Raw genomic sequence first — 22884 nt, forward strand, 5'->3', positions numbered from 1 at the left:
GCCGTCTGAAATCATTTATAATAGACCGACTATTCTGTAATGAAAACATCATTCCAACTACTGTCCAAACTATTGCGGATGATGTTTCAACTATCGCCAGTAAAGCATAATAAAGGTTACACATGAGCAATAGAGACCAACTATTCACACCACCTCCATTTGAAAACCACAGCCCATTGACTTGGTATCAAGCTGCAGCCGAGCAGCCCAACTTTATCCGCGACGAAGCCCAAGCGCGAGCCATTGAATATTTGGATCGTTTATGGACCGAGCTGATGATGTTCAAACGCAAACGCAACCGTTTTCTTGGCCGTAGCTTGCGTTCCCCCCAAGTTCCTAAAGGGCTCTATTTTTATGGCGGCGTAGGACGCGGTAAAAGCTTTTTGATGGATGCTTTTTTCGGCTGCCTCCCTTATCGTCGTAAACGTCGCGTGCATTTCCATGCCTTCATGGCCGAAATCCATCAACGCCTTAAAGTATTGAAAAGCGAAGCCAATCCCTTAAAAGCCGTTGCAACAGAAATTGCCAAAGAAACACGCGTATTATGCTTTGACGAGTTTCACGTCAGTGATATTGCCGATGCCATGATTTTGGGCCGTTTGCTGGAAAACCTGTTGAGTGAAGGTGTAGTCTTGGTAGCCACTTCCAACTACGCCCCATCCGAACTCTATCCTCAAGGCCAAAACCGCAGCAGCTTTCTGCCAACCATCGCCCTTATCGAGTCCAACCTGACCGTTTTAAATGTGGATGGCGGCGAAGATTACCGCTTGCGTACGCTGCGTCCTGCCGAAATTTTCTTTGTCCCCAATAATGAAGAAAACGAGCAAAAACTCGCTGCTTTATTTAAGGAAATGAGCGGAATCTCTGAATTAAACCCAGGCATCAGCATTATTCATGGACGGGAAATTCCCCATAAAGCCCAGTCAGAGCGCGCCATCTGGTTTGATTTCCGCGCATTATGTTTTGGCCCGCGCTCACAAGCTGACTATCTGTACTTGGCCGAACATTACGAGATGGTTTTCCTTTCAGGATTAGAGCGCCTAACCCCTCAAGAAAAAGCAGAAGCACGCCGTCTGACATGGCTAATTGACGTTTTATACGATTTCCGCGTGAAATTGTGCGCCACCAGTGCAGTTGGCGTAAACGATATTTATGTCGAAGGCGATTTCGCCGAAGAATTTACCCGCACAGCCAGCCGTATGATCGAAATGCAATCCGAAGTCTATTTGGAACAACCACACCTGACTTTAAGCAAATAATGCCTTTCCCCAAAAGGGGCGAAATTTGGTAGAATACACTTCCCTTGCCTCTTGGCTGCGACAACTTACCTATCAATAAAAACAAGGACATAACATGGCCATCGAACGTACGATTTCCATCATCAAACCCGATGCAGTAGAAAAAAACGTCATCGGCAAGATTTACAGCCGCTTTGAAGAAAACGGCTTGCGCATTATTGCGGCGAAAATGAAACATCTCTCTGAGCGTGAAGCAAAAGAGTTTTATGCCGTACATAAAGATCGCCCTTTTTATGAAGACTTGGTTAAATTCATGACTCGCAATCCTGTCATGATTCAAGTATTGGAAGGTGAAAATGCCGTTGCCAAAAATCGCGAATTGATGGGCGCAACCAACCCAGCCGATGCAGCTCCTGGCACAATCCGTGCCGACTTTGCAGAATCTGTCAGTGTTAATGCCGTACATGGTTCTGACAGCGTTGAAAATGCTGCGATTGAAATTGCTTACTTCTTCAGCCAAAGCGAAATCTGCCCGCGCTAAGAGTAAAAGCCTGTAGCCGCTTTACGGCCGTCCGATTTATATCGGACGGCAAAACTGCTTTGTATGTCCTACAAATTAAAGGCCGTCTGAAAACCCAAAGGCTTTTAAAGCAAAGCTGCCCAATAAGCCTCTTTGCTTTAAAAGCTTTACTGAGAAACATAAAAATACATGAAAACCAATCTACTGAACTACGATTTAAACGGACTGACACAACACTTTGCCGAAATGGGTGAAAAGCCTTTTCGTGCCAAGCAGGTAATGCGTTGGATGCATCAAGCGGGTGCACAAAACTTTGAAGAAATGACTGACTTGGCCAAATCATTGCGCGCCAAGTTAAATGAACAAGCCACAATCGAAGTGCCTAAATTAATGATGGCACAAGAATCTACTGATGGCACACGCAAATGGTTGCTGGATGTAGGCACGGGCAACGGTGTAGAAACCGTCTTTATTCCCGAAGCCGAACGCGGTACTTTGTGCATCTCTTCCCAAGTAGGTTGCGCATTGGAATGCACTTTCTGCTCTACCGGACGACAAGGTTTCAACCGCAACCTGACTGCCGCTGAAATTATCGGTCAGCTTTGGTGGGCCAATAAAGCCATGGGCGTTACCCCTAAAAATGAACGCGTTATCTCCAATGTTGTGATGATGGGCATGGGCGAACCCATGGCAAACTTTGACAATGTTATTACCGCTTTGAGCATTATGCTGGATGATCACGGCTACGGCTTGAGCCGCCGCCGCGTGACTGTTTCCACTTCGGGCATGGTTCCACAAATGGACAGACTGCGTGATGCAATGCCTGTTGCTTTGGCTGTATCTTTACACGCATCCAACGATGAAGTGCGCGATCAAATTGTTCCCCTCAACAAAAAATACCCGCTCAAAGAATTGATGGCGGCCTGTCAACGTTATCTGGTCAAAGCCCCCCGTGACTTTATTACCTTTGAATACGTTATGCTCGACGGTATCAACGATAAAGCGCAACATGCGCGCGAATTGATTGAATTGGTTAAAGACGTACCGTGCAAATTCAATCTGATTCCGTTCAATCCTTTCCCAAATTCCGGCTACGAACGTTCTACCAATGAAAATATCCGTGTCTTCCGCGATATTCTGCAACAAGCCGGCTTTGTCGTTACTGTCCGTAAAACCCGAGGTGACGATATCGATGCCGCTTGCGGACAACTGGCCGGACAAGTACAAGATAAAACACGCCGCCAACAAAAATGGCAACAGATTTTGGTCGAACAATAAGGTTAATTATGAAAATCAAGTTCGGATTCGCATTACTTACCGCACTGACTCTTTCTGCCTGCGCTTCCTCTTCCGGCCCAAGCCCTAAAGAACGTGCCATTCAAGTTTCTAATATCAAAACCCAACTGGCTGTGGAATATATGCGTGGCCAAAACTACCGCCAAGCTACTGAAAGTATCGAAGAGGCGCTTAAGTCCAATTCAAAAAATGACCTTGCTTGGTTGGTACGCGCCGAGATTTATCAGTATTTGAAAGTCAAAGACAAAGCTCAAGAAAGCTTTCTTAAAGCATTGTCTTTAAAACCGGATAGTGCTGAAGTTAACAACAATTACGGTTGGTTCTTATGCAATCAAATGAATGCACCTGCCGAATCTATGGCTTATTTTGATAAAGCACTGGCCGACCCAACCTATCCAAGCCCCTTTATTGCCAATATGAATAAAGGCATTTGCAGTGCAAGGTTAGGCCAATACTCTTTGGCCCAAGCCTATTTGGAAAGGTCTTTAGCAGCGAATCCGCAATTCTTCCCTGCTTTCAAAGAACTTGCCCGAACCAAAATGATGGCAGGCAATCTGAACGATGCCGACTATTATTTCCGCCAATACCAAAGCAAAGTTGATGTCCTGCAGGCTGATGATTTGCTTTTAGGCTGGCGTTTGGCTACCGCCTTGGGCAATAAACACGCCGCATACGAATACGAAGCCCAACTTAGGGCAAACTTCCCTTATTCAGACGAACTACAAACCGTCACAACAGGCCACTAAATGGAAAATAACGATAAAATCAACTACGACACACAAGCCGCCAAAACATTGGGGGATGAATTACGCAAACACAGAACTGATGCCAAAATCGATATTCAAGATGTTGCCTCACGTTTGAAACTGTCTGCCGAACAAATTGATGCTTTGGAAAAAGGAGAATATTCAGGCTTTCCCGGTTTAGTCTTTGTTTCAGGCTATTTGCGTTCATATGCACGATTTCTGAAAATCGACGAACAAACCATCGCCAAACATTTGCTCTCCATTACTCCGCAACTTGAAGACCATGTATACGCGGTAACACGCAGTGCCAACACCGGCTTAAGCTACACAGACACTGAAAAACAAGGCTTCCCAAAATGGATATTGGGGATAGCCGCACTGGCTTTGGCTGTAGGCGGCGTTTACTTTTGGCAAAGCAAATCCAGTTTTGAAAACGAACAGGCAAATATTCAAAACAGCAAAGATGTTGCTGATACGATGAAAACGCCTGCCTTAAAAACGGATAATGTTGCCGTTAGCGAAATGACGGAAGACGGCAAAAAAGAAATTACCAATAAGCCTGAAGTGGCTAATGATCAAGCAGCTTCTGAAGCTTCTGCCATAGCACAAGAAGAGAAGCCTGCCGTCAAAGTTGAGAAAGACGAACTTTGGATTAAAGTCCAATACCGAAGCAATCTGATTATTACAGACAAAGATGGAAAAGTTGTATTCAGCCGTATCGTTCCAGCCGGAAGCGAACAACGTCTGAGAGGCGGCGCACCTTACAATGTTTGGATCGGTATTGCAGCCGGCTCGGAAGCCAATTACGGCGGCACACCTATCGAACCTTTGAAATACCGTGTTGCCGGTGAAAAATCCGCCTCTTTTGTTGCAGGAAAAAACTAAAATGACCACACCTAAACGCCGTCTGACACATCAAGTACAAATCGATCATCTCATCGTCGGTTCGGATGCGCCCGTTGTTGTGCAATCTATGACCAATACCGACACCGCAGATGCAGAAGCAACCGCCCGACAGGTCAAAGAGTTGAGCGATGCCGGCTCAGAAATGGTCCGTATCACGGTCAATACTCCGGAAGCGGCTTCCAAAGTCGCTGAAATCCGCAGCCGCTTAGACGATATGGGTTATACCACGCCCCTGATCGGCGACTTCCATTTCAATGGCGAACGCTTATTGGCTGAATTTCCCGAGTGCGGCAAAGCCCTGTCTAAATACCGCATCAACCCAGGCAATGTTGGCAAAGGCGCAAAAGGCGATGAGAAATTTGCCTTTATGATTCGTACAGCGGCAGAAAACAATAAAGCCGTACGCATCGGTGTGAACTGGGGTTCGCTTGATCAAAGCCTTGCCAAGCGCATGATGGATGCCAACTTGGCCTCCGCTGCACCAAAGCCGCCTGAAGAAATCATGAAAGAGGCTTTGATTGTTTCGGCGCTGGAATCGGCAGAAAAAGCCGTGGCTTTGGGCTTGCCTGAAGACAAAATCATTTTGTCGTGCAAGGTCAGCGCCGTACAAGACTTGATTCAGGTTTACCGCGAATTAGGCAGCCGTTGCCGTTACCCGCTCCATCTCGGTCTGACCGAGGCTGGCATGGGCAGCAAAGGTATTGTAGCATCTACCGCGGCCTTGGCCGTATTGCTGCAAGAAGGTATCGGCGACACCATTCGAATCTCCCTAACCCCCGAGCCCGGCAGTTCTCGCACTCAAGAAGTCATTGTCGGTCAAGAAATCCTGCAGACTATGGGCTTGCGCTCCTTTACGCCGATGGTCACAGCCTGCCCGGGTTGCGGCCGCACCACCAGTACCGTATTCCAAGAGTTGGCTCAAGACGTACAAAACTATTTACGCCAAAAAATGGCTGTTTGGCGCACTGAATATCCAGGCGTTGAATCATTGAACGTCGCCGTAATGGGTTGCGTGGTAAATGGTCCGGGCGAAAGCAAGCTTGCCGATATCGGTATCAGCCTGCCCGGTACAGGCGAAACTCCGGTTGCGCCGGTTTATGTAGACGGAGAACGGAAAGTCACCCTTAAAGGCGACAATATCGCTGCCGAGTTTTTACAAATCGTTGAAGATTATGTCAAAACCAACTACTGCGAAGGTGGCGCAAAACGTAAGCAAAACCGCGTTATTCCCATTCAATCTGCCTAAAACATTTTCAAGATAAAGAGGCCGTCTGAAAATATGTTGGGCAAACTGGATACTTGGCTGACTGAACATCCCAAACGCAAGGATTTGCATGGTTGGCGACGCTTTATCGTTGAATTTTGGTTTTTCGGTTTAAAAGAAGCACGAGCCTGCTTATTTGCAGGCTTGTTTTTCATTGCCATGTTCCTCGTTCCGAAAACAGGCTGGTTGGGTATTTCACGCTACGACCTACTGCTGATTTTTGCCATCTCCGTACAAGCAGCCATGCTGTATTTCAAGTTGGAAACTTGGGATGAAGTGAAATCGATTACGCTGTTTTACTTGGTGGGCTTTGCTTTAGAGTGGTTTAAAACATCAGGCGATATCCAGTCTTGGAGCTATCCTGATGAGGCATACACCAAAATCGGCGGCGTACCGCTGTTTGCAGGCTTTATGTATGCTGCGGTCGGCAGCTATATCATTCAAGCATGGCGGCTGTTTGACTTAAAAATCAAAAGTCATCCGCCGTATTGGTTGGGCACTTTGTGCGCACTGGCGATTTATATCAATTTCTTTACCCATCACTATATTGGCGACTATCGCTGGTATCTTGCCGCTTTCGCTCTCGGCCTATATGCCCGGACAACGGTCTTATACACGCCCTATGACACCACTCGCAAAATGCCGCTCCTGCTCGCTTTCGTCCTGATCGGATTTTTTATTTGGCTGGCGGAAAATTTGGGAACCCTATTCGGCGTTTGGCGCTATCCCAACCAAATCGGCGCGTGGGCATCGGTACACATCAGTAAATGGAGTTCATGGGCGTTACTGGTGATGATGACTTTTACCATCGTTGCGAATTTAAAACACATCAAACATACCATCAGCGTATCGAAAGATTAGTTGCTTAATATTTTAAAAGGCCGTCTGAAACTTTCAGACGGCCTTTCATTTTCAACAATCAATTAAACAAACTTAATGCTTTAACAAACACCATAATGACACCATAGCCTAAAGGAACGCAGACCAAAGCCCAGCGCCACCATACTCCGATACCGCCCGCTGATACTTTTTTGCTGATCAGATAGGCATCGGATACAGCGGTTTCATCATCGGGGTTACCACTATGTGCCGCGACCTTAATGTCTTTTTCGTGATGCTTTTCATGAACCGAACGGACACTCAAATTACACAGTAAACCGACAATCAACAAACCTGCCATGATGTACATGGTGATGCTATAAGCCTCGGCAGCCGGAACGCCGCTTTCAATTTGGCTTTGGCGGATATAGTTGACCAACACCGGACCAATAACGGCCGCAGTTGACCATGCCAGCAAAATCCTACCGTGGATTGCACCGACTTGATAAGTACCGAACAAATCCTTCAGATACGCCGGAATCGCTGCAAAACCACCGCCATACATGGAAATGATGACGCAGAACCCAATAACAAACAAAGCCTTGTTACCGCTCCCGCCAATAGACGGAATGGCAAAATACAACAGCGAGCCGAGCACGAAGAAAATAGTATAAGTATTTTTACGCCCGATTTTATCGGACACGCTGGACCACAAAAAGCGGCCGCCCATATTAAACAGGCTCAACAGGCTCACAAAACCTGCCGCCGCACCTGCGCCAATGGCAGCCTGTTTACCGACAGAAGTTTCAGAAAACAGCTCCTGAATCATGACAGAAGCCTGACCTAAAACGCCGATACCCGCTGTCACGTTCAGACACAATACCCAAAACAAGAGCCAGAATTGCGGCGTTTTCATGGCTTGTGAGACATTGACATGATTGCTGCTGACCAATTTGTTTTTGATTTTCGGTGCAACATAACCTTTAGGTTTCCAGCCATCGGCAGGTATGCGGATGGTAAACGCGCCGAACATCATCAACACCAGATAAAACAATCCTAAAACAACAAAAGCCTGCGCTACGCCAACCGAAGTTTCACTGGAGAAAAAACTCATCAGCGACACGGATAAAGGCGAGGCCAACATTGCGCCACCACCAAAGCCCATAATCGCCAAACCTGTCGCCATACCCGGTTTATCAGGAAACCATTTCATCAGTGTCGATACAGGCCCAATATAGCCCAAGCCCAAGCCAACACCGCCAATCACACCGTTACCCAAATAAAGCAAAAACAGATTGTGCGTATGGACGCCGATCGCCGACACAAAAAAGCCCAAGCTAAAGCAGCAGGCAGCAACAAACATTGCTTTACGCGGCCCAACGCGCTCCATCCATGTACCGAACATGGCTGCTGACGCGCCCAACATCGCCAAGGCAATACTGAAAATCCAGCCAACCGTGGTCAGCTTCCAATCTCCTGCAGCCGACTCAGTAATACCGATAAGCTTGGTCAGCGGCGCATTGAACACGGAATAAGCGTATATCTGCCCAATGGCAAGATGCACGGCCAAAGCGGCAGGCGGTACCAGCCAACGATTAAAGCCGGGTTTGGCAATGGTCGCCTCACGGTCTAGAAATTTCATAAAATCCTCTTGTGTGATATGTGTCAAACGCTGATTCCATATCATGTGGAATCGAAAAATTGTTGACAATATTTTAGCATAATCTCCCGTTTATCCTTTTTTCTGCTCCATGATAATTTTGCGCATCAAACAGAAAAAACATTCATCTAAACTATTTCATCACGCCCATATCGACAAAAAGGCCATCTGAAAATTCTTCAGACGGCCTTTTCATTCATATCGTTTTATGCGGCAAAGCGTTTGGCAACTTCATCCCAGTTAACGATTTCCCAGAAACCTTTCAGGTAGTTAGGACGGCTGTTGCGGTAGTCGATATAGTAGGCGTGTTCCCATACGTCGCAAGTCAACAGCGGAGTGTTTTCAGTAGTTAGCGGAGTACCTGCATTGGAAGTAGAAACCAGATCCAATTCACCGGCAGGCGTTTTCACCAACCATGCCCAACCTGAGCCGAAAGTACCGGCCGCGCAAGCATCGAACGCTTCTTGGAATTTCTCGAAGCTGCCCCATTTGGCATCGATGGCTGCAGCCAATTCGCCGGCAGGTTTGCCTTGGCCTTTAGGGGTAAAGCCCAGCCAGTAGAAAGTATGGTTCCACGTTTGAGCAGCGTTGTTGAACATACCGCCGGAAGATTTTTTCAGGATTTCTTCCAAAGGCATTTCTTCAAACTCAGTGCCTTTGATTTGATTGTTCAAATTGGTGATGTAAGTTTGATGGTGTTTGCCGTAGTGAAACTCCAAAGTTTCTTTGGTCAGATGTGGGGACAATGCATCCAGCTCATAAGGCAATTGTGGCAGCTTGTGTTCCATTTTTATGCTCCTGATTATTGATATTTATATTTTGGTAGTGTACGTCGTCATATTGACAACATAGCTATTTTACCTGCTTTAGCCTAAACAAACCAATTGAACTTACACTGCGTTATAATAGCGGATTACAATTTTCCAGCCAGAGATGCCCGTCATGAGCAATTATCCCGATATGCCGTCTGAAGACCGTGAAATCAGCGCATTATCACTGCCGCCGCATTCCACAGAAGCGGAGCAATCCGTTTTGGGCGGCCTGATGCTGGAAAATTCTGCTTGGGACCGTATTGCCGATGTCGTTTCCGGCGAGGATTTTTACCGCCACGAACACCGCCTGATTTTTCGTGCGATTGCCAACCTGATTAATGAAAGCCGTCCTGCCGACGTCATTACCGTCCAAGAAAATTTGGAACGCAATGAAGAATTGGAAGCGGCAGGCGGATTCAACTATCTGATTACACTGGCGCAAAACACGCCGTCTGCTGCCAATATCCGCCGCTACGCCGAAATCGTGCGCGAGCGCTCCATCATGCGCCAGCTTGCCGAAGTCGGCACGGAAATTGCACGCAGCGCATACAATCCGCAAGGGCGCGATGCAGGCCAGCTTTTGGACGAGGCAGAAAACAAAGTATTCCAAATCGCCGAAAGTACCGCCAAATCCAAACAAGGCTTCCTTGAGATGCCCGACCTTTTGAAAGAAGTGGTCGAGCGCATCGATATGCTTTATTCGCGCGACAATCCTGATGAGGTAACCGGCATATCGACAGGTTTTATCGACCTCGACAAAAAAACATCAGGCCTTCAACCGGGCGATTTGATCATCGTCGCAGGCCGTCCGTCTATGGGTAAAACTGCCTTTTCGATCAATATTGCGGAACACGTTGCCGTAGAGGGCAAGCTGCCTGTCGCCGTATTTTCGATGGAGATGGGCGGTGCGCAGCTGGTTATGCGTATGCTGAGTTCAGTCGGACGTTTAGACCAAAGCGTTTTAAAAACCGGCAGATTGCAAGACGAACACTGGGGCCGTCTGAACGAAGCAGTTGTTAAACTCTCCGATGCACCAATGTATATCGATGAAACTCCAGGCTTGACCGCGCTCGAACTCCGCGCCCGCGCCCGTCGTCTTGCTCGCCAGTTCAACGGTAAATTGGGCTTGATCGTCATCGACTACCTGCAATTAATGTCAGGCTCCGGCCGTTCTGACAACCGTGCTTCTGAGCTTGGCGAAATTTCGCGCTCCCTCAAAGCATTGGCTAAAGAGTTGCAAGTTCCCATCATTGCCCTGTCGCAGTTGAGCCGTACCGTTGAACAGCGTACCGACAAACGCCCAATGATGTCCGATTTACGTGAATCCGGCGCAATCGAACAAGATGCCGACTTGATTATGTTCATGTATCGTGATGAATACTACAACTCAGAATCACCCGCAAAAGGCTTGGCGGAATGTATTATCGGCAAACACCGTAACGGTCCAGTCGGGAAAGTATTCCTCACTTGGATGGGTCAATTTACCAAATTTGATAATGCCGCCTATGTTCCAGAATCCATGTTGATGGAAGATTGAGACAGATTGTCTGAAAAACTAACCGAATTTCATATTTCATTAGTCACGCATTACAAAATCGTTTAAAATAAATCTAATAAAAGCAAAAACATTGCCACAGGCAAGTACAAAAGAGAAAACGTCAGTTACCCAACACATTACCACCAAAAAATCACTCATGTATCAGACACAAAAAGGCTTCACCCTAATTGAGTTGCTGATCGTCATTACTATTGCAGCAGTAATGGCCGTCATCGCACTTCCCAATATGAATCAATGGATTGCCTCCAGACGTACGGCATCGCAAGCAGAGCAAATTGCCAATCTGCTGCGCTTCGCGCGTAATGAGGCCGTCCGTCTCAATCTTCCCGTTTACATCTGCCCGGTCAAAATTAAATCCGATGGCTCGCCCAATAATGGTTGCGATTCCAAATATGCCGGTAATGGTATGTTGGCCTACGCTGATAAAAACGAAGATTCAAACTATAAAAATGATGGTGTCGATTTATCCATCCGCTCCATTATTCTCAATGGCGACACTGAAAAAGTGAAATACAGCTTCAACTATATCCCTAGCAGCAATGACCGTTCTGCCCTCTCCTCTTCGGCTCCAAAAGAAGTCTGGTGGAAATTCCTGCCCAATGGTACATTTGAACATTCAACCGATGGCAAGAATTATCAATTTTCAGACGGCCACATCAAAATCAGCCTGACAGATAAATCAGCTGACGATGCTGAAACCAAAAAAGCCCGTGCTACCGTACTTTTAATCAATGGCAATGGGCATGTCGAAATCTGTGCTAAAAACGATGATCGCAAAATGTGCGAATACACTTCCAAATAATAACAACGGTATCTTATGAACATTACTAATCCTACTCATCTCAGATCATTTAAAGGCCGTCTGAAAACGAGCTCAACAAGCTTTACTCCAAAACTTCAATCAGGCATGACCCTGATTGAAGTTTTGATTGCCATGTTTGTCCTTGCTATCGGTGTGCTGGCCCTTCTGGCTGTCCAACTACGTACCGTATCCAATGTGCGCGAGTCTGAAAATCAAACCGCCGTCGCCCAAATTACGCAAAATCTGATTGAAGGTATGCTCATTAATCCAACGCTCTCTGAAAAAAAAGAAGTCGATAAAATAACAGGTGAAGAAACCTCCCGTTATAAAAAATCCTATGATGATGCTTATTACATCACATCAAGCTCTGAACAGCTGAAAGACTCAAAGCAAACTGCAAAATTTGAAGCCAAAATGAACAAAACCCAACTTGCACAGGCTCAAATTGCCCAGTTTAAAGCCGACTTAGCCAAAGCCCTTCCCGAAGCCCAATTCTTCTTCACTATCTGTAAAGATTCTTCCGGTGCAGAGCCGACTTACGAAAATGGCTTCCAAGCAAACTGCGATGGCAAAGGCGACACAACCATCGTTAAAGTTTTATGGTTGCAAGATGTCGAAGAAGAAAATACCGCAAAAAATCTCAACACATCGGGGCATCACGTTGTCTATACCTACCAATCACGCGTAAGAGACTAACAATGAACAATAAACGCTTACTCAACCATATTCCCAATAAAACCGCCATTCGCGGTTTTAGCATCCTTGAATTTTTGGTTGCCAGCCTGCTTAGCATGATTGTCTTAATGGCTGTCAGCTCCACTTACTTTACTGCACGCGGATTAAACAAATCTGCCAACGCCCGCATCGGTATCCAACAAGATTTGCGCAACACCGCCAACATGATCGTCCGCGATGCGCGTATGGCAGGCAATTTCGGCTGCTTCAATATGGCGAATTTTCCTGCCTCTGCAGTAATAGAAGACAAAAGCTCAGATGAATACACATTGAAAACAGCTGGTGTGAATAATCTGTTGCCGGTTAAAGAAATCAATAAATTAAGCTATAGCAGCTTTGCTCAAACCGGTAAAGACCCAATCCTGCTGTTTCAATACGGTATCGACAAAGCAGACTCAACTGAAAAAACTGCCATTGCCAGCAGCTGCTCCGGCATTGCCAAACCTCACACAGAAATTAAAGATTTGGCTGCGGCAAAATTGGCTTTAAAAATTACCGACTCTGATCAAGACGGCAGTATCGCCATCATGAAACATGAAATAATTGCCTACGCTGTCGGTAAACTTGGCGAAGAGAGCGGTTTGTTCCGTTTCCAATTATCAAATGATGGCTCATGGAGCAACCCGCAGCTGTTGATTAAAGGCATCACTGCTATGGATATCCATTATATCTATGCAGAATGTTCTGATTCTGAAAATGCATCAGCAAGTGGAGCAAATGCGGAAACCTTTAAGTATGCAGATCAATTGGATACCTCAATTGAGGCCAAGTCTCCGGCTTCTATCCAAATCGTACTGAATAACGGCAGTATTGACCTATCAAAAGAACAAGACAATAAAGTCGATATCTATAATATTAATGCCACCATCCGCGGAGGAAACGTATGCGCCGACCGATCACTCTAATCAAGCCCGACCAGCAACAAGGCTATGCTTTGTTTATCGTCTTAATGATGATGGTCGTCATCGCCCTGCTCGTGGTTACAGCCACCCAGTCCTACAATACCGAACAGCGTATCAGTACAAACGATGCTGACCATAAATTTGCAACTACACTCGCCGAAGCAGCATTGCGTGAAGGGGAGAATCGCATTTACGAAATTGAGGATGGGGACTTTCCTTTCACTGATGATTGTATTTCGACCTCGAAAACCAAACCTAAAGATAAAGATAAAGATAATAAACAGAAAGGTTTATGCAAAGCAGCACACGTTAATGCCGGCTCTTATCTTACTGCAGAAGGTACGATTACTGTGACTGGTACTTCAAAAGATGAGGCCTGGGTGCGTAAATGTGGCACGGATAAATGTATTGAAAAAAACGGTAAAGAATACAAAATCAGTGGTATTAAGGTAAAACCTCCTCTCCACATCATCGAATATTTAGGCACTAACTCTGCCGACAACCGTACTATTTACCGCGTTACCGCCAAGGCATGGGGTAAGAATGTCAATACCCAAGTTGTTCTTCAATCTTACGTTGCCAGCGAATAATAAAATGAATACCACCTCTACCCAACAACTAGGCTTTACGCTGGTTGAGATGATGATTGCCGTCGCCATCTTAGCCATCCTGAGCGTGATTGCCATTCCCTCTTACAATCGCTACATTGAACGCGGCTACCAATCACAAGCGCATGCCGAGTTAGTCGCCATCAATTCTGCTTTTAAAAACCAGATGGTTAAAAATCCAAAGTGGAAAACTAATGAGATTAAAATCGAGTTGGATGACTTTATTTCCAAATACAAAGGCCATAAAGATTTGGCAGACAAATACAAATACTCTGCCGAAATGAAATACTCTGCCGAAGATATCAATAAAAGCCGGGCCTATCGTTTGAAAGCCATTCCCACAAAAACAGGCTATACCCTTTCCGTTTGGATGGATAGTTTGGGCAATGCTTACAAATGTACTGATATTGATTCTGCCGATAAGTCCAAAACTACAATGACCAATGGCAAAGGTTGCGAATCGGTTTCCAAAAAGAAATCTTCTTAGTCTGATAAACATAAAAAAGCAGTGTCATTTTATCGACACTGCTTTTTATATTTTACTGTTTCCAATCATCGTCTCGGCGTTGACGCTTCAACAAAATCCTGACTGCGCCATCATTGCCTTGTCGGGGCTCGACATAAGCCAATACATCAGGATGCTGCATCAACCAGCGGCGCGTCATATTTTTCAAAACCGGTTTATAGCCTGAGGAACCTAAGCCGCTACCGTGGACAATCTCACCGCAAACGCCGCGTTTTTTCGTAAACTCAATAAATTCGTTCAATACCTGCTGCGCTTCCTCCTGCGTATAGCCGTGCAAATCTACATCCGCTACAACAGGATAATGACCGTTTCGCAAACGCATCAAATCATTTTTACCCTGCCCGTTTTTACTGAACGAAGCCGGCGGTTCTTCCCAGCCGCCGCTGCCTACATAAAAATAATCTTCCTGCTCCAAAGTCGCCATTTCTTTAGGTCGCGGCTTGATAGGCGATTTATCACGAGGCTGTTCATAATAGTTACCAGGATTTTTTAACGGCGTAACCTTGCCAACCGCCTTACTGAAATCCACATCCTCTACCTGCTTTTTAGCCTTCGCTTCGGCTTCCCGCTCCGCGGCTTCCTTTTTCGCCTGTTTACCCAAAGCCTTCAGCGTTTCTTGAAAGTTTGCCTTCATGGTTTGTCCTTTCCAAAAAATTGATTGCGCCCATTATAGCAAACCCGACTACAAGGCCGTCTGAAAGACTCTTATCATCGCTTCTTGTTTAGGGTATAGTATTAACGCATTGCCAGTATTACAAAAGAGAGAAATCATGTTTAAACGCCCGGAAGAAATCATCGTCTTGATACTTGCCCTATTATGGGTCGTACTCAGCTACTACATTGCCGCCATCCTGATTTCAGATGCCTACACCATTCTCCTGATTACCGTACTGACTTTCGTTTGGGCGGCCATCTGTTTCCTTTTATGGCAACGCAACTTAAGCCGTCATATTTGGCCGCTGTTCCTCGGCAGCCTGGTTGCCTGCTGGTGGCCGTACTTCACTTGGCTTGCAAGCGACGTTCCCGAAGGCACATGGTATTCAGGCTGGACATTCAAATCCATTATCGCCCTGATTCCCGTTGTTGCCGCTTATCTCTTCAAGTGGAAACGAAGCCGGAAAAACAAAATCTCCAATACCCTTGCCTGATACCTCCCGCCGTCTTTTTCAGACGGCGTTTTCCATATCTGACATAACGCTCAGACTGTCAACAATCCCAATTAAATGCTATACTCTTCACACGATTTAACACCCTAAAACAGGCCGTCTGAAAGACTTATCAAGATGATCAGCAAACAAGAATACCAAGCCCAAGCCTCACAAGGTTACAACCGCATTCCACTCGTTCAAGAGCTGCTTGCCGACTTGGACACACCGCTCTCAATCTACCTCAAACTTGCCAACAAGCCTTTCACCTACCTGCTCGAATCCGTTGTCGGTGGAGAACGCTTCGGCCGCTATTCCTTTATCGGCCTGCCTTGCAGCCACTATCTCAAAACCAGCGGCAAACATGTCAATGTGTATCAAAACGGCGAAATCGTCGAACAACACGACGGCAATCCCCTGCCCTTTATCGAAGCCTTCCACAACCGCTTCAAAACGCCTGAAATCCCAAGCCTGCCACGCTTTACCGGCGGCCTGGTCGGCTACTTCGGTTATGAAACCATCTACAATTTCGAACATTTTGCCCACCGCCTGAAACATACGGCCAAAGCTGATCCGCTCGGTACGCCCGACATCCTCCTGATGCTCTCGCAAGAGCTTGCCGTAGTGGATAACCTAAGCGGCAAAATCTACCTGATTGTTTATGCCGATCCGTCTCAAGCCAACGGCTACGAACGCGCGCGCGAACGACTTGAAGACATCCGTACCCAGCTACGCCAAAGTTGCGCCATCCCGCTTTCCCTCGGCAGCAAGCAGACGCAAGCAGTCAGCGAATTTGGAGAAGAACCTTTCAAAGCCTGCGTCAACAAAATCAAAGACTACATCTTTGCAGGCGACTGCATGCAGGTTGTCCCCAGCCAACGCATGAGCATGGAATTTACCGACAATCCACTTGCCCTCTACCGCGCCCTGCGTACGCTAAACCCATCGCCGTATATGTTCTACTACGATTTCGGCGATTTTCATATTGTCGGCTCTTCGCCCGAAATCCTCGTCCGCCGCGAACGCGATGATGTCATCGTCCGCCCTATCGCCGGCACACGCCTGCGCGGCAAAACACCAGCCGAAGACCTCGCCAACGAGCAAGACCTGCTGAGCGATGCCAAAGAAATTGCCGAGCACGTCATGTTGATTGACTTAGGACGCAACGATGTCGGCCGCATCAGTAAAACCGGCGAAGTCAAAGTCACCGACAAAATGGTGATTGAAAAATACTCCCACGTGATGCACATCGTCTCCAACGTCGAAGGCCGTCTGAAAGACGGCATGACCAACATGGATATCCTCGCCGCCACCTTCCCTGCAGGCACACTTTCCGGCGCCCCAAAAGTCCGCGCCATGGAAATCATCGAAGAAGTCGAACCGAGCAAACGTGGCATCTACGGCGGCGCAGTCGGCGTATGGAGTTTCAACAACGACATGGACTTGGCCATTGCCATCCGCACTGCCGTGATTAAAAACAATACCCTCTTCGTCCAAAGCGGCGCAGGCGTAGTTGCCGACTCCGACCCAACCTCCGAATGGCAGGAAACGCAGAACAAAGCCCGCGCAGTAATCCGCGCAGCGCAAATGGTGCAAGAAGGGTTGGATAAATAATTTTCAGACGGCCTGCACTCTGAAATAAATAAACAACAAGATTATGATACTCAACGAAAAACAATTAAAATCCGTCAGCAAATTCCTCAGCTTTATCTTACGCCACCATCCTGAGCAAATCGGCATTACTTTGGATAAAGACGGCTGGGTGGATATTGATACCCTACTGACGCAGGTAAACCATCCCGAGCGCGGCTTTACGGGCAGTCCGCTGACCTACGAAGTATTGCTGGAAGTGGTCGAAAACAACGATAAAAAACGATTTACGATTTCCGAAGACGGCAAACGTATTCGCGCGGCGCAAGGTCATTCGACGGCACAAGTTCAGGTCGAACACAAAGTGGCAATGCCTCCTCAGATTTTGTATCACGGTACGGCTGAGCGCTCTGTTCCGTCTATTTTGGAACAAGGCCTGCATTCTGCCTCGCGCCATTTTGTCCATCTGTCTGCCGATGCCGCAACAGCCGTCAACGTCGGCTCCCGACACGGCAAGCCGCTTGTATTAACCATCGACACTGTCGCCATGCTTGCGGCAGGACATCAATTTTATCTGGCGGACAACGGCGTATGGTTAACTGAAAACGTTCCGCCGCAATTTATCGGCAAACTTTAAAACATCAGGCCGTCTGAAGCCGTAACATCATGTTCAGACGGCCTACAAACACCCTACCCAATTTCTTCATAAAGCGATTATCCATGAACACATCCCCCATCCTCCCTCCTGCTATGCTCGGCATTCTTGGCGGCGGACAATTAGGCAGAATGTTTACTGTTGCTGCCAAAACCATGGGCTACAAAGTAACCGTACTCGATCCCGACCCGAATGCGCCGGCGGCGGAATTTGCCGACCACCATTTGTGCGCGCCGTTTGATGATGAAGCAGCTTTGGAAGAATTAGCAAAATGTGCGGCGGTTACGACCGAGTTTGAAAACGTCAATGCCGACGCGATGCGTTTTCTCGCCAAACATACCAACGTTTCCCCCAGCGGAGACTGCGTTGCCATCGCGCAAAACCGCATTCAGGAAAAGGCATGGATACGCAAAGCAGGCCTGCAAACCGCGCCGTATCAAGCAGTTTGCAAAGCCGAAGACATCACTGAAGAAAGCGTACAATTTCTGCCCGGCATCCTGAAAACTGCCACTTTGGGCTACGACGGCAAAGGCCAAATCCGCGTCAAAACAGTGGACGAACTCAAAGCTGCGTTTGCCGAACACGGCAGCGTGGATTGCGTTTTGGAAAAAATGGTGGACTTGCGCGGCGAAATTTCCGTTATCGTATGCCGTCTGAACAATGACAACGTGCAAACTTTCGACCCTGCCGAAAATATTCACGAAAACGGTATCCTCGCCTACTCCATCGTCCCGGCCCGACTGAGTGCCGACATTCAGCAACAGGCGCGACAAATGGCGCAGCGATTGGCCGATGAATTGAACTACGTCGGCGTATTGGCGGTAGAAATGTTTGTTGTCGGCGACACACATGAATTGGTCGTCAACGAAATCGCGCCGCGTCCGCACAATTCCGGCCACCATACCATCGACGCCTGCGCGGCAGACCAATTCCAGCAACAGGTCCGCCTGATGTGCAACCTGCCTCCGGCTGACACCAAATTACTGACTTCTTGCTGTATGGCGAATATTTTGGGCGACGTTTGGAAGGAAGACGGCGGCGAACCCGAATGGCTGCCGCTGCAAAGCAACCCGAATGCACATCTGCATCTTTACGGCAAAAAAGCCGCGCGCAAAGGCCGAAAAATGGGCCACTTTACCGTCTTGGCCAACGATGCGGACAACGCGTTCCAAACCGCACAAACCTTACATCAAAGCCTGTAACCTTACCCACTTTTTCAGACCATCCGCCATGAGCCTTCTGACCATCCTCCGTCCGGCAACCGAAAAAGACTGCCAAGCCATACACAACGCCCATCTGCACGCCGTTCAATACGCCTGCATCCGCAGTTACGATGAAACCATTATGCACACATGGGAAAGTCTGCTCGACATCAACAGCTATTTGGAAACCATCTCCGATAAAAACAAAGCCTTGTGGGTGGTCGAATACAAAGGGCTGATTCAAGGCTTCTTCCAAGTCGATTTCAAAGAAGCGCAACTGGACGCCTTATACGTCCATCCACTCTTCCACAATCTCGGCTTAGGCACGGCCCTCCTCAGCCGCGCCGAAGAAATGGCACGAAATGCAGGCCTCAGCTTTCTCAAACTGTATGCCTCGCTCAATTCCGTGCCTTTTTATCGCCTCAATCGTTATGAATCGCTCGGTACTGCCGTGTTGCAGCTGAACAAAACCGTCCGCGTCGAATGCGAATTGATGCGCAAATACCTGTAATTTCCCCTTCCTCCGTTGCTTTTTTGAAAGAAACCGATGTCCCGAATTGCCGCCCTGCCCGACCATCTTGTCAACCAAATCGCTGCCGGCGAAGTGGTCGAACGCCCTGCCAACGCCTTAAAAGAAATCGTTGAAAACAGTATCGATGCAGGCGCAACAGCGATTGATGTCGAGCTGGCCGGCGGCGGCATCCGTCTCATCCGCGTCAGCGACAACGGCAACGGTATCCACCCAGACGATATCGAGCTTGCGCTCCACCGCCACGCCACCAGTAAAATCAAAACCCTAAACGATTTGGAACACGTTGCCAGCATGGGCTTTCGCGGCGAAGGTTTGGCCAGCATCGCCTCCGTCAGCCGCCTGACCCTGACCAGCCGTCAAGAAGACAGTTCGCACGCGACACAAGTCAAAGCCGAAGACGGCAAACTCAGCAACCCTACGGCAGCCGCCCACCCCGTCGGCACCACCATCGAAGCCGCCGAACTCTTCTTCAATACCCCTGCGCGGCGCAAGTTCCTCAAATCCGAAAACACCGAATACGCCCACTGCGCCACCATGCTCGAACGCCTCGCGCTGGCGCATCCGCACATTGCCTTCTCACTCAAACGCGACGGCAAACAAGTGTTCAAGCTTCCTGCACAAAGCCTGCATGAACGTATTGCCGCCATTGTCGGCGATGATTTTCAGACGGCCTCATTGGAAATTGACAGCGGCAATGGCGCATTACGACTCTATGGCTCGATTGCCAAGCCAACCTTTGCCAAAGGTAAAACCGACAAACAATACTGCTTCGTCAACCATCGTTTTGTCCGCGACAAAGTCATGCTCCATGCCGTCAAGCAAGCATACCGCGACGTATTGCACAACGCGCTGACGCCTGCTTTCGTCCTCTTTCTCGACCTGCCGCCCGAAGCCGTGGATGTCAACGTCCACCCAACCAAAACCGAAATCCGCTTCCGCGACAGCCAACAAGTACACCAACTCGTGTTCCACACGCTCAACAAAGCCCTTGCCGACACGCGCGCCGACCTGACCGAAAGCGTCAGCAACGCAGGCGAAGTGTTGCATGACATTACCGGCGTTACTCCTGCCCCAATGCCGTCTGAAAACGACAGCGAAAATCTGTTTGATAGCGCATCCAACTACCCAACAGACAACAAACCCGATACACGCAATGCCTTTGGTTCATCAGGCAAAACTGCACCCATGCCTTACCAAGCAGCGCGCGTGCCGCAACAACGCAGCCTGTCTCTGCGCGAAAGCCGCGTGGCCATGAATACTTATGCCGAGCTCTACAAAAAAACCGACGACATCGACCTTGAGCTGAGCCAATTCGAGCAGGCACGTTTCGGCAATATGCCGTCTGAAACGCCTAATCCCAAAACAGATACGCCGCTTTCAGACGGCCTTCCCTCTCAATCTGAACTGCCGCCGCTCGGCTTTGCCATTGCCCAATTACTAGGCATCTACATCCTTGCCCAAGCCGAAGACAGCCTGTTGCTCATCGATATGCACGCTGCCGCCGAACGCGTCAACTACGAGAAAATGAAACGCCAACGTCAGGAAAACGGCAACCTGCAAAGCCAGCGACTGCTTATTCCCGTAACCTTTGCCGCGTCCCACGAAGAATGCGCCGCCCTTGCCGATCATGCCGAAACGCTGGCAGGCTTCGGGCTGGAACTGTCCGATATGGGCGGCAATACCCTTGCCGTCCGTGCAGTTCCCGCCATGCTCGGTAAAGCCGACGTTGTTTCACTGGCCAAAGACGTATTGGGCGAACTCGCCCAAGTCGGCAGCAGCCAAACCATCGAAGAACACGAAAACCACATCCTCGCCACCATGTCCTGCCACGGCTCTGTCCGCGCCGGCCGCCAGCTTACTCTGCCGGAAATGAATGCGCTCCTGCGCGATATGGAAAACACGCCGCGCAGCAACCAGTGCAACCACGGCCGTCCGACTTGGGTCAAACTGACTTTAAAAGAATTGGATGCGTTGTTTTTACGCGGACAGTAATGCCAATAAAAAGGCCGTCTGAAAATGCTTTCAGACGGCCTTTTAACTTATTTTCCCTTAACGAATATCCATAGGCGCAAACGATTTCACGGTTTCATCGATTGCTTTAACACGGGTCAGGAAGTCTTCTAATTGCACAAGTGGCAATGCGCTTGGGCCATCGCATTTGGCTTGGTCGGGATTGGCATGGGATTCGAGGAACAAACCAGCCAATCGGGTTGCCATACCGGCAAGCGCCAAGTCCAATACTTGGGCGCGACGTCCGCCTGACGCAGCGGCACCGGATTCGCGCGTTTGCAGGGAATGGGTTACGTCAAAAATAACGGGCAGGTTGTTACACGTTTTTTTCATCACGCCAAAGCCGAGCATATCGACCACCAAGTTGTCGTAGCCGAAGTTTGCGCCGCGTTCGCACAAAATAATTTGTTCGTTGCCTGCTTCTTGGAATTTCTCAACAATATTCTTCATTTGAGACGGGCTGAGGAATTGCGGCTTTTTGATGTTGATGACATTGCCGGTTTTCGCCATTGCCACCACCAAATCGGTTTGGCGCGCCAAGAAGGCAGGCAGCTGGATGACATCGCAGACTTCTGCAACCGGCTGGCATTGGTAAGGCTCGTGAACGTCGGTAATCACGGGAACGTTAAACTCACGTTTTACCGCTTGAAAAATCTTCATGCCTTCGTCCAAACCCACACCGCGGAAAGAGTGGATGGAAGAGCGGTTTGCCTTGTCGAAAGAGGCTTTGAACACGTAAGGGATGCCGAGTTTATCGGTTACTTTAACGTATTTCTCACAGGCTTTCAGCGTAGAATCGAGGTCTTCAAGGACATTGATGCCGCCGAAAAGGGTAAAGGGCGCATCGTTGCTGACGGTGATGTTGTTGATTTGGATATTCACGGCAAAGCCTTTCAGATAAGTTGAATTTGGGAAACAGGCCGTCTGAAACGTTTCAGACGGCCTTTGTTTGAATATTACAACACGGTGTGCGGCGGCTCATAAGAAATCACGTCGCGGATTTTATTGTTCTCATCGACGAGGACGACTTTCGGCTCATGCGCTGCAATTTCGGGTTCGGACAACATGACGTAAGACATGATAATCACGATGTCTCCTTTTTGAACCAAACGCGCGGCCGCGCCATTGAGACAAACGACACCGCTGCCGCGTTCGCCGGGGATGGTGTAGGTTTCAAGGCGTTCGCCGTTATTATTGTTGACGATGGCGACTTTTTCGTTAACGCAAATACCTGCCGCATCCAGCAGGTCTTGGTCAACAGTAATGCTACCGACGTAGTTGAGGTCGGCTTCGGTAACGGTGGCACGGTGGATTTTGCCGCCGAGCATGGTACGGAACATGGGTTTCCTTTTTGATTG

At 48.2% G+C, this 22884-nt stretch carries 24 protein-coding genes; 19 read left to right on the plus strand and 5 right to left on the minus strand.

All coding sequences use genetic code 11. From position 1 onward, the window contains the following. The first annotated feature begins 122 nt into the window (after positions 1 to 122). The 7 genes from zapE (at position 123) to HMPREF2606_RS06745 (ending at position 6831) form a co-directional block, all read left to right on the plus strand. Positions 123 to 1259, plus strand: a complete 1137-nt coding sequence (gene zapE, locus HMPREF2606_RS06715; RefSeq protein WP_049333700.1) for a cell division protein ZapE — start codon at positions 123 to 125, stop codon at positions 1257 to 1259. Positions 1260 to 1353: 94 nt separating this feature from the next. Then, on the plus strand, positions 1354 to 1779 hold the full coding sequence (ndk, locus tag HMPREF2606_RS06720) for a nucleoside-diphosphate kinase (protein ID WP_004519785.1): 426 nt from the start codon (positions 1354 to 1356) through the stop codon (positions 1777 to 1779). A gap of 168 nt (positions 1780 to 1947) precedes the next feature. After that, positions 1948 to 3036 (plus strand): dual-specificity RNA methyltransferase RlmN, encoded by a 1089-nt coding sequence (gene rlmN, locus HMPREF2606_RS06725; RefSeq protein WP_070585495.1) that lies wholly within the window; start codon positions 1948 to 1950, stop codon positions 3034 to 3036. 8 nt (positions 3037 to 3044) lie between these two features. After that, on the plus strand, positions 3045 to 3800 hold the full coding sequence (pilW, locus tag HMPREF2606_RS06730) for a type IV pilus biogenesis/stability protein PilW (protein WP_070585498.1): 756 nt from the start codon (positions 3045 to 3047) through the stop codon (positions 3798 to 3800). Continuing rightward, positions 3801 to 4685 carry a helix-turn-helix domain-containing protein gene (locus HMPREF2606_RS06735; protein WP_070585500.1) on the plus strand — a complete coding sequence of 295 codons (885 nt, stop codon included), beginning with the start codon at positions 3801 to 3803 and terminating at the stop codon, positions 4683 to 4685. A gap of 1 nt (position 4686) precedes the next feature. Then, positions 4687 to 5952 (plus strand): flavodoxin-dependent (E)-4-hydroxy-3-methylbut-2-enyl-diphosphate synthase, encoded by a 1266-nt coding sequence (gene ispG, locus HMPREF2606_RS06740; protein ID WP_070585502.1) that lies wholly within the window; start codon positions 4687 to 4689, stop codon positions 5950 to 5952. Between the two features lie 33 nt (positions 5953 to 5985). Then, positions 5986 to 6831 (plus strand): DUF817 domain-containing protein, encoded by an 846-nt coding sequence (locus HMPREF2606_RS06745; protein WP_070585503.1) that lies wholly within the window; start codon positions 5986 to 5988, stop codon positions 6829 to 6831. 58 nt (positions 6832 to 6889) lie between these two features. Here HMPREF2606_RS06745 and HMPREF2606_RS06750 read toward each other — a convergent pair whose 3' ends face one another. Both HMPREF2606_RS06750 and HMPREF2606_RS06755 read right to left on the minus strand, forming a co-directional pair. After that, positions 6890 to 8431: an L-lactate MFS transporter gene (locus HMPREF2606_RS06750; RefSeq protein WP_070584854.1), complete on the minus strand. Its 1542-nt coding sequence runs from the start codon at positions 8429 to 8431 to the stop codon at positions 6890 to 6892. A gap of 224 nt (positions 8432 to 8655) precedes the next feature. Further along, on the minus strand, positions 8656 to 9237 hold the full coding sequence (locus HMPREF2606_RS06755) for a superoxide dismutase (protein ID WP_070460856.1): 582 nt from the start codon (positions 9235 to 9237) through the stop codon (positions 8656 to 8658). Between the two features lie 154 nt (positions 9238 to 9391). Here HMPREF2606_RS06755 and dnaB point away from each other — a divergent pair, with 154 nt between their 5' ends. From dnaB to HMPREF2606_RS06785, 6 genes are all read left to right on the plus strand, one after another. After that, positions 9392 to 10798 carry a replicative DNA helicase gene (gene dnaB / locus HMPREF2606_RS06760; RefSeq protein ID WP_070712666.1) on the plus strand — a complete coding sequence of 469 codons (1407 nt, stop codon included), beginning with the start codon at positions 9392 to 9394 and terminating at the stop codon, positions 10796 to 10798. Between the two features lie 157 nt (positions 10799 to 10955). Then, entirely contained in the window at positions 10956 to 11621 is a 666-nt protein-coding gene (locus HMPREF2606_RS06765) for a pilus assembly FimT family protein (protein ID WP_070712664.1), read from the plus strand. A gap of 15 nt (positions 11622 to 11636) precedes the next feature. Continuing rightward, positions 11637 to 12317, plus strand: a complete 681-nt coding sequence (pilV, locus tag HMPREF2606_RS06770; RefSeq protein WP_210399757.1) for a type IV pilus modification protein PilV — start codon at positions 11637 to 11639, stop codon at positions 12315 to 12317. A gap of 2 nt (positions 12318 to 12319) precedes the next feature. Further along, on the plus strand, positions 12320 to 13261 hold the full coding sequence (locus tag HMPREF2606_RS06775; protein WP_070712658.1) for a PilW family protein: 942 nt from the start codon (positions 12320 to 12322) through the stop codon (positions 13259 to 13261). Further along, positions 13240 to 13848, plus strand: coding sequence for a pilus assembly PilX family protein (locus HMPREF2606_RS06780; RefSeq protein WP_070712656.1), 609 nt, complete (start codon positions 13240 to 13242; stop codon positions 13846 to 13848). The genes HMPREF2606_RS06775 and HMPREF2606_RS06780 overlap by 22 nt, the downstream gene beginning before the upstream one ends. Before the next feature lie 4 nt (positions 13849 to 13852). Then, positions 13853 to 14353 (plus strand): PilX family type IV pilin, encoded by a 501-nt coding sequence (locus tag HMPREF2606_RS06785; RefSeq protein ID WP_070712654.1) that lies wholly within the window; start codon positions 13853 to 13855, stop codon positions 14351 to 14353. A gap of 52 nt (positions 14354 to 14405) precedes the next feature. Here HMPREF2606_RS06785 and HMPREF2606_RS06790 read toward each other — a convergent pair whose 3' ends face one another. Then, positions 14406 to 15026: a Smr/MutS family protein gene (locus tag HMPREF2606_RS06790; protein ID WP_070712652.1), complete on the minus strand. Its 621-nt coding sequence runs from the start codon at positions 15024 to 15026 to the stop codon at positions 14406 to 14408. 136 nt (positions 15027 to 15162) lie between these two features. Here HMPREF2606_RS06790 and HMPREF2606_RS06795 point away from each other — a divergent pair, with 136 nt between their 5' ends. From HMPREF2606_RS06795 to mutL, 6 genes are all read left to right on the plus strand, one after another. Then, positions 15163 to 15540, plus strand: coding sequence for a hypothetical protein (locus HMPREF2606_RS06795; RefSeq protein WP_070712650.1), 378 nt, complete (start codon positions 15163 to 15165; stop codon positions 15538 to 15540). Between the two features lie 135 nt (positions 15541 to 15675). Continuing rightward, on the plus strand, positions 15676 to 17151 hold the full coding sequence (trpE, locus tag HMPREF2606_RS06800) for an anthranilate synthase component I (RefSeq protein ID WP_070712648.1): 1476 nt from the start codon (positions 15676 to 15678) through the stop codon (positions 17149 to 17151). A 43-nt stretch (positions 17152 to 17194) separates the two neighbouring features. Further along, entirely contained in the window at positions 17195 to 17764 is a 570-nt protein-coding gene (locus HMPREF2606_RS06805; protein WP_070712646.1) for an RNA 2'-phosphotransferase, read from the plus strand. Positions 17765 to 17847: 83 nt separating this feature from the next. Continuing rightward, positions 17848 to 18984, plus strand: a complete 1137-nt coding sequence (locus HMPREF2606_RS06810; protein WP_070712644.1) for a 5-(carboxyamino)imidazole ribonucleotide synthase — start codon at positions 17848 to 17850, stop codon at positions 18982 to 18984. Positions 18985 to 19012: 28 nt separating this feature from the next. Then, a complete protein-coding gene (locus tag HMPREF2606_RS06815; RefSeq protein WP_003678948.1) occupies positions 19013 to 19495 on the plus strand; it encodes a GNAT family N-acetyltransferase in 483 nt (160 codons plus the stop codon). A gap of 36 nt (positions 19496 to 19531) precedes the next feature. Next, on the plus strand, positions 19532 to 21508 hold the full coding sequence (mutL, locus tag HMPREF2606_RS06820; RefSeq protein WP_070712643.1) for a DNA mismatch repair endonuclease MutL: 1977 nt from the start codon (positions 19532 to 19534) through the stop codon (positions 21506 to 21508). A 57-nt stretch (positions 21509 to 21565) separates the two neighbouring features. Here mutL and kdsA read toward each other — a convergent pair whose 3' ends face one another. Together kdsA and panD are read right to left on the minus strand one after the other, a co-directional pair. Continuing rightward, on the minus strand, positions 21566 to 22408 hold the full coding sequence (gene kdsA / locus HMPREF2606_RS06825) for a 3-deoxy-8-phosphooctulonate synthase (protein ID WP_070712641.1): 843 nt from the start codon (positions 22406 to 22408) through the stop codon (positions 21566 to 21568). A gap of 74 nt (positions 22409 to 22482) precedes the next feature. Next, complete coding sequence (panD, locus tag HMPREF2606_RS06830) at positions 22483 to 22866, minus strand: aspartate 1-decarboxylase (RefSeq protein WP_003678944.1); 384 nt, start codon at positions 22864 to 22866, stop codon at positions 22483 to 22485. Positions 22867 to 22884 lie beyond the last annotated feature (18 nt).

Source organism: Neisseria sp. HMSC070H10 (assembly GCF_001837635.1).
Classification (GTDB): Bacteria; Pseudomonadota; Gammaproteobacteria; order Burkholderiales; family Neisseriaceae; genus Neisseria; species Neisseria subflava_A.

Bases quoted from the DNA above. Each gene is read 5' to 3' on its own strand.
- zapE (WP_049333700.1), top strand. From the start codon at position 123: ATGAGCAATAGAGACCAACTATTCACACCACCTCCATTTGAAAACCAC.
- ndk (WP_004519785.1), top strand. From the start codon at position 1,354: ATGGCCATCGAACGTACGATTTCCATCATCAAACCCGATGCAGTAGAA.
- rlmN (WP_070585495.1), top strand. From the start codon at position 1,948: ATGAAAACCAATCTACTGAACTACGATTTAAACGGACTGACACAACAC.
- pilW (WP_070585498.1), top strand. From the start codon at position 3,045: ATGAAAATCAAGTTCGGATTCGCATTACTTACCGCACTGACTCTTTCT.
- HMPREF2606_RS06735 (WP_070585500.1), top strand. From the start codon at position 3,801: ATGGAAAATAACGATAAAATCAACTACGACACACAAGCCGCCAAAACA.
- ispG (WP_070585502.1), top strand. From the start codon at position 4,687: ATGACCACACCTAAACGCCGTCTGACACATCAAGTACAAATCGATCAT.
- HMPREF2606_RS06745 (WP_070585503.1), top strand. From the start codon at position 5,986: ATGTTGGGCAAACTGGATACTTGGCTGACTGAACATCCCAAACGCAAG.
- HMPREF2606_RS06750 (WP_070584854.1), bottom strand. From the start codon at position 8,431: ATGAAATTTCTAGACCGTGAGGCGACCATTGCCAAACCCGGCTTTAAT.
- HMPREF2606_RS06755 (WP_070460856.1), bottom strand. From the start codon at position 9,237: ATGGAACACAAGCTGCCACAATTGCCTTATGAGCTGGATGCATTGTCC.
- dnaB (WP_070712666.1), top strand. From the start codon at position 9,392: ATGAGCAATTATCCCGATATGCCGTCTGAAGACCGTGAAATCAGCGCA.
- HMPREF2606_RS06765 (WP_070712664.1), top strand. From the start codon at position 10,956: ATGTATCAGACACAAAAAGGCTTCACCCTAATTGAGTTGCTGATCGTC.
- pilV (WP_210399757.1), top strand. From the start codon at position 11,637: ATGAACATTACTAATCCTACTCATCTCAGATCATTTAAAGGCCGTCTG.
- HMPREF2606_RS06775 (WP_070712658.1), top strand. From the start codon at position 12,320: ATGAACAATAAACGCTTACTCAACCATATTCCCAATAAAACCGCCATT.
- HMPREF2606_RS06780 (WP_070712656.1), top strand. From the start codon at position 13,240: ATGCGCCGACCGATCACTCTAATCAAGCCCGACCAGCAACAAGGCTAT.
- HMPREF2606_RS06785 (WP_070712654.1), top strand. From the start codon at position 13,853: ATGAATACCACCTCTACCCAACAACTAGGCTTTACGCTGGTTGAGATG.
- HMPREF2606_RS06790 (WP_070712652.1), bottom strand. From the start codon at position 15,026: ATGAAGGCAAACTTTCAAGAAACGCTGAAGGCTTTGGGTAAACAGGCG.
- HMPREF2606_RS06795 (WP_070712650.1), top strand. From the start codon at position 15,163: ATGTTTAAACGCCCGGAAGAAATCATCGTCTTGATACTTGCCCTATTA.
- trpE (WP_070712648.1), top strand. From the start codon at position 15,676: ATGATCAGCAAACAAGAATACCAAGCCCAAGCCTCACAAGGTTACAAC.
- HMPREF2606_RS06805 (WP_070712646.1), top strand. From the start codon at position 17,195: ATGATACTCAACGAAAAACAATTAAAATCCGTCAGCAAATTCCTCAGC.
- HMPREF2606_RS06810 (WP_070712644.1), top strand. From the start codon at position 17,848: ATGAACACATCCCCCATCCTCCCTCCTGCTATGCTCGGCATTCTTGGC.
- HMPREF2606_RS06815 (WP_003678948.1), top strand. From the start codon at position 19,013: ATGAGCCTTCTGACCATCCTCCGTCCGGCAACCGAAAAAGACTGCCAA.
- mutL (WP_070712643.1), top strand. From the start codon at position 19,532: ATGTCCCGAATTGCCGCCCTGCCCGACCATCTTGTCAACCAAATCGCT.
- panD (WP_003678944.1), bottom strand. From the start codon at position 22,866: ATGTTCCGTACCATGCTCGGCGGCAAAATCCACCGTGCCACCGTTACC.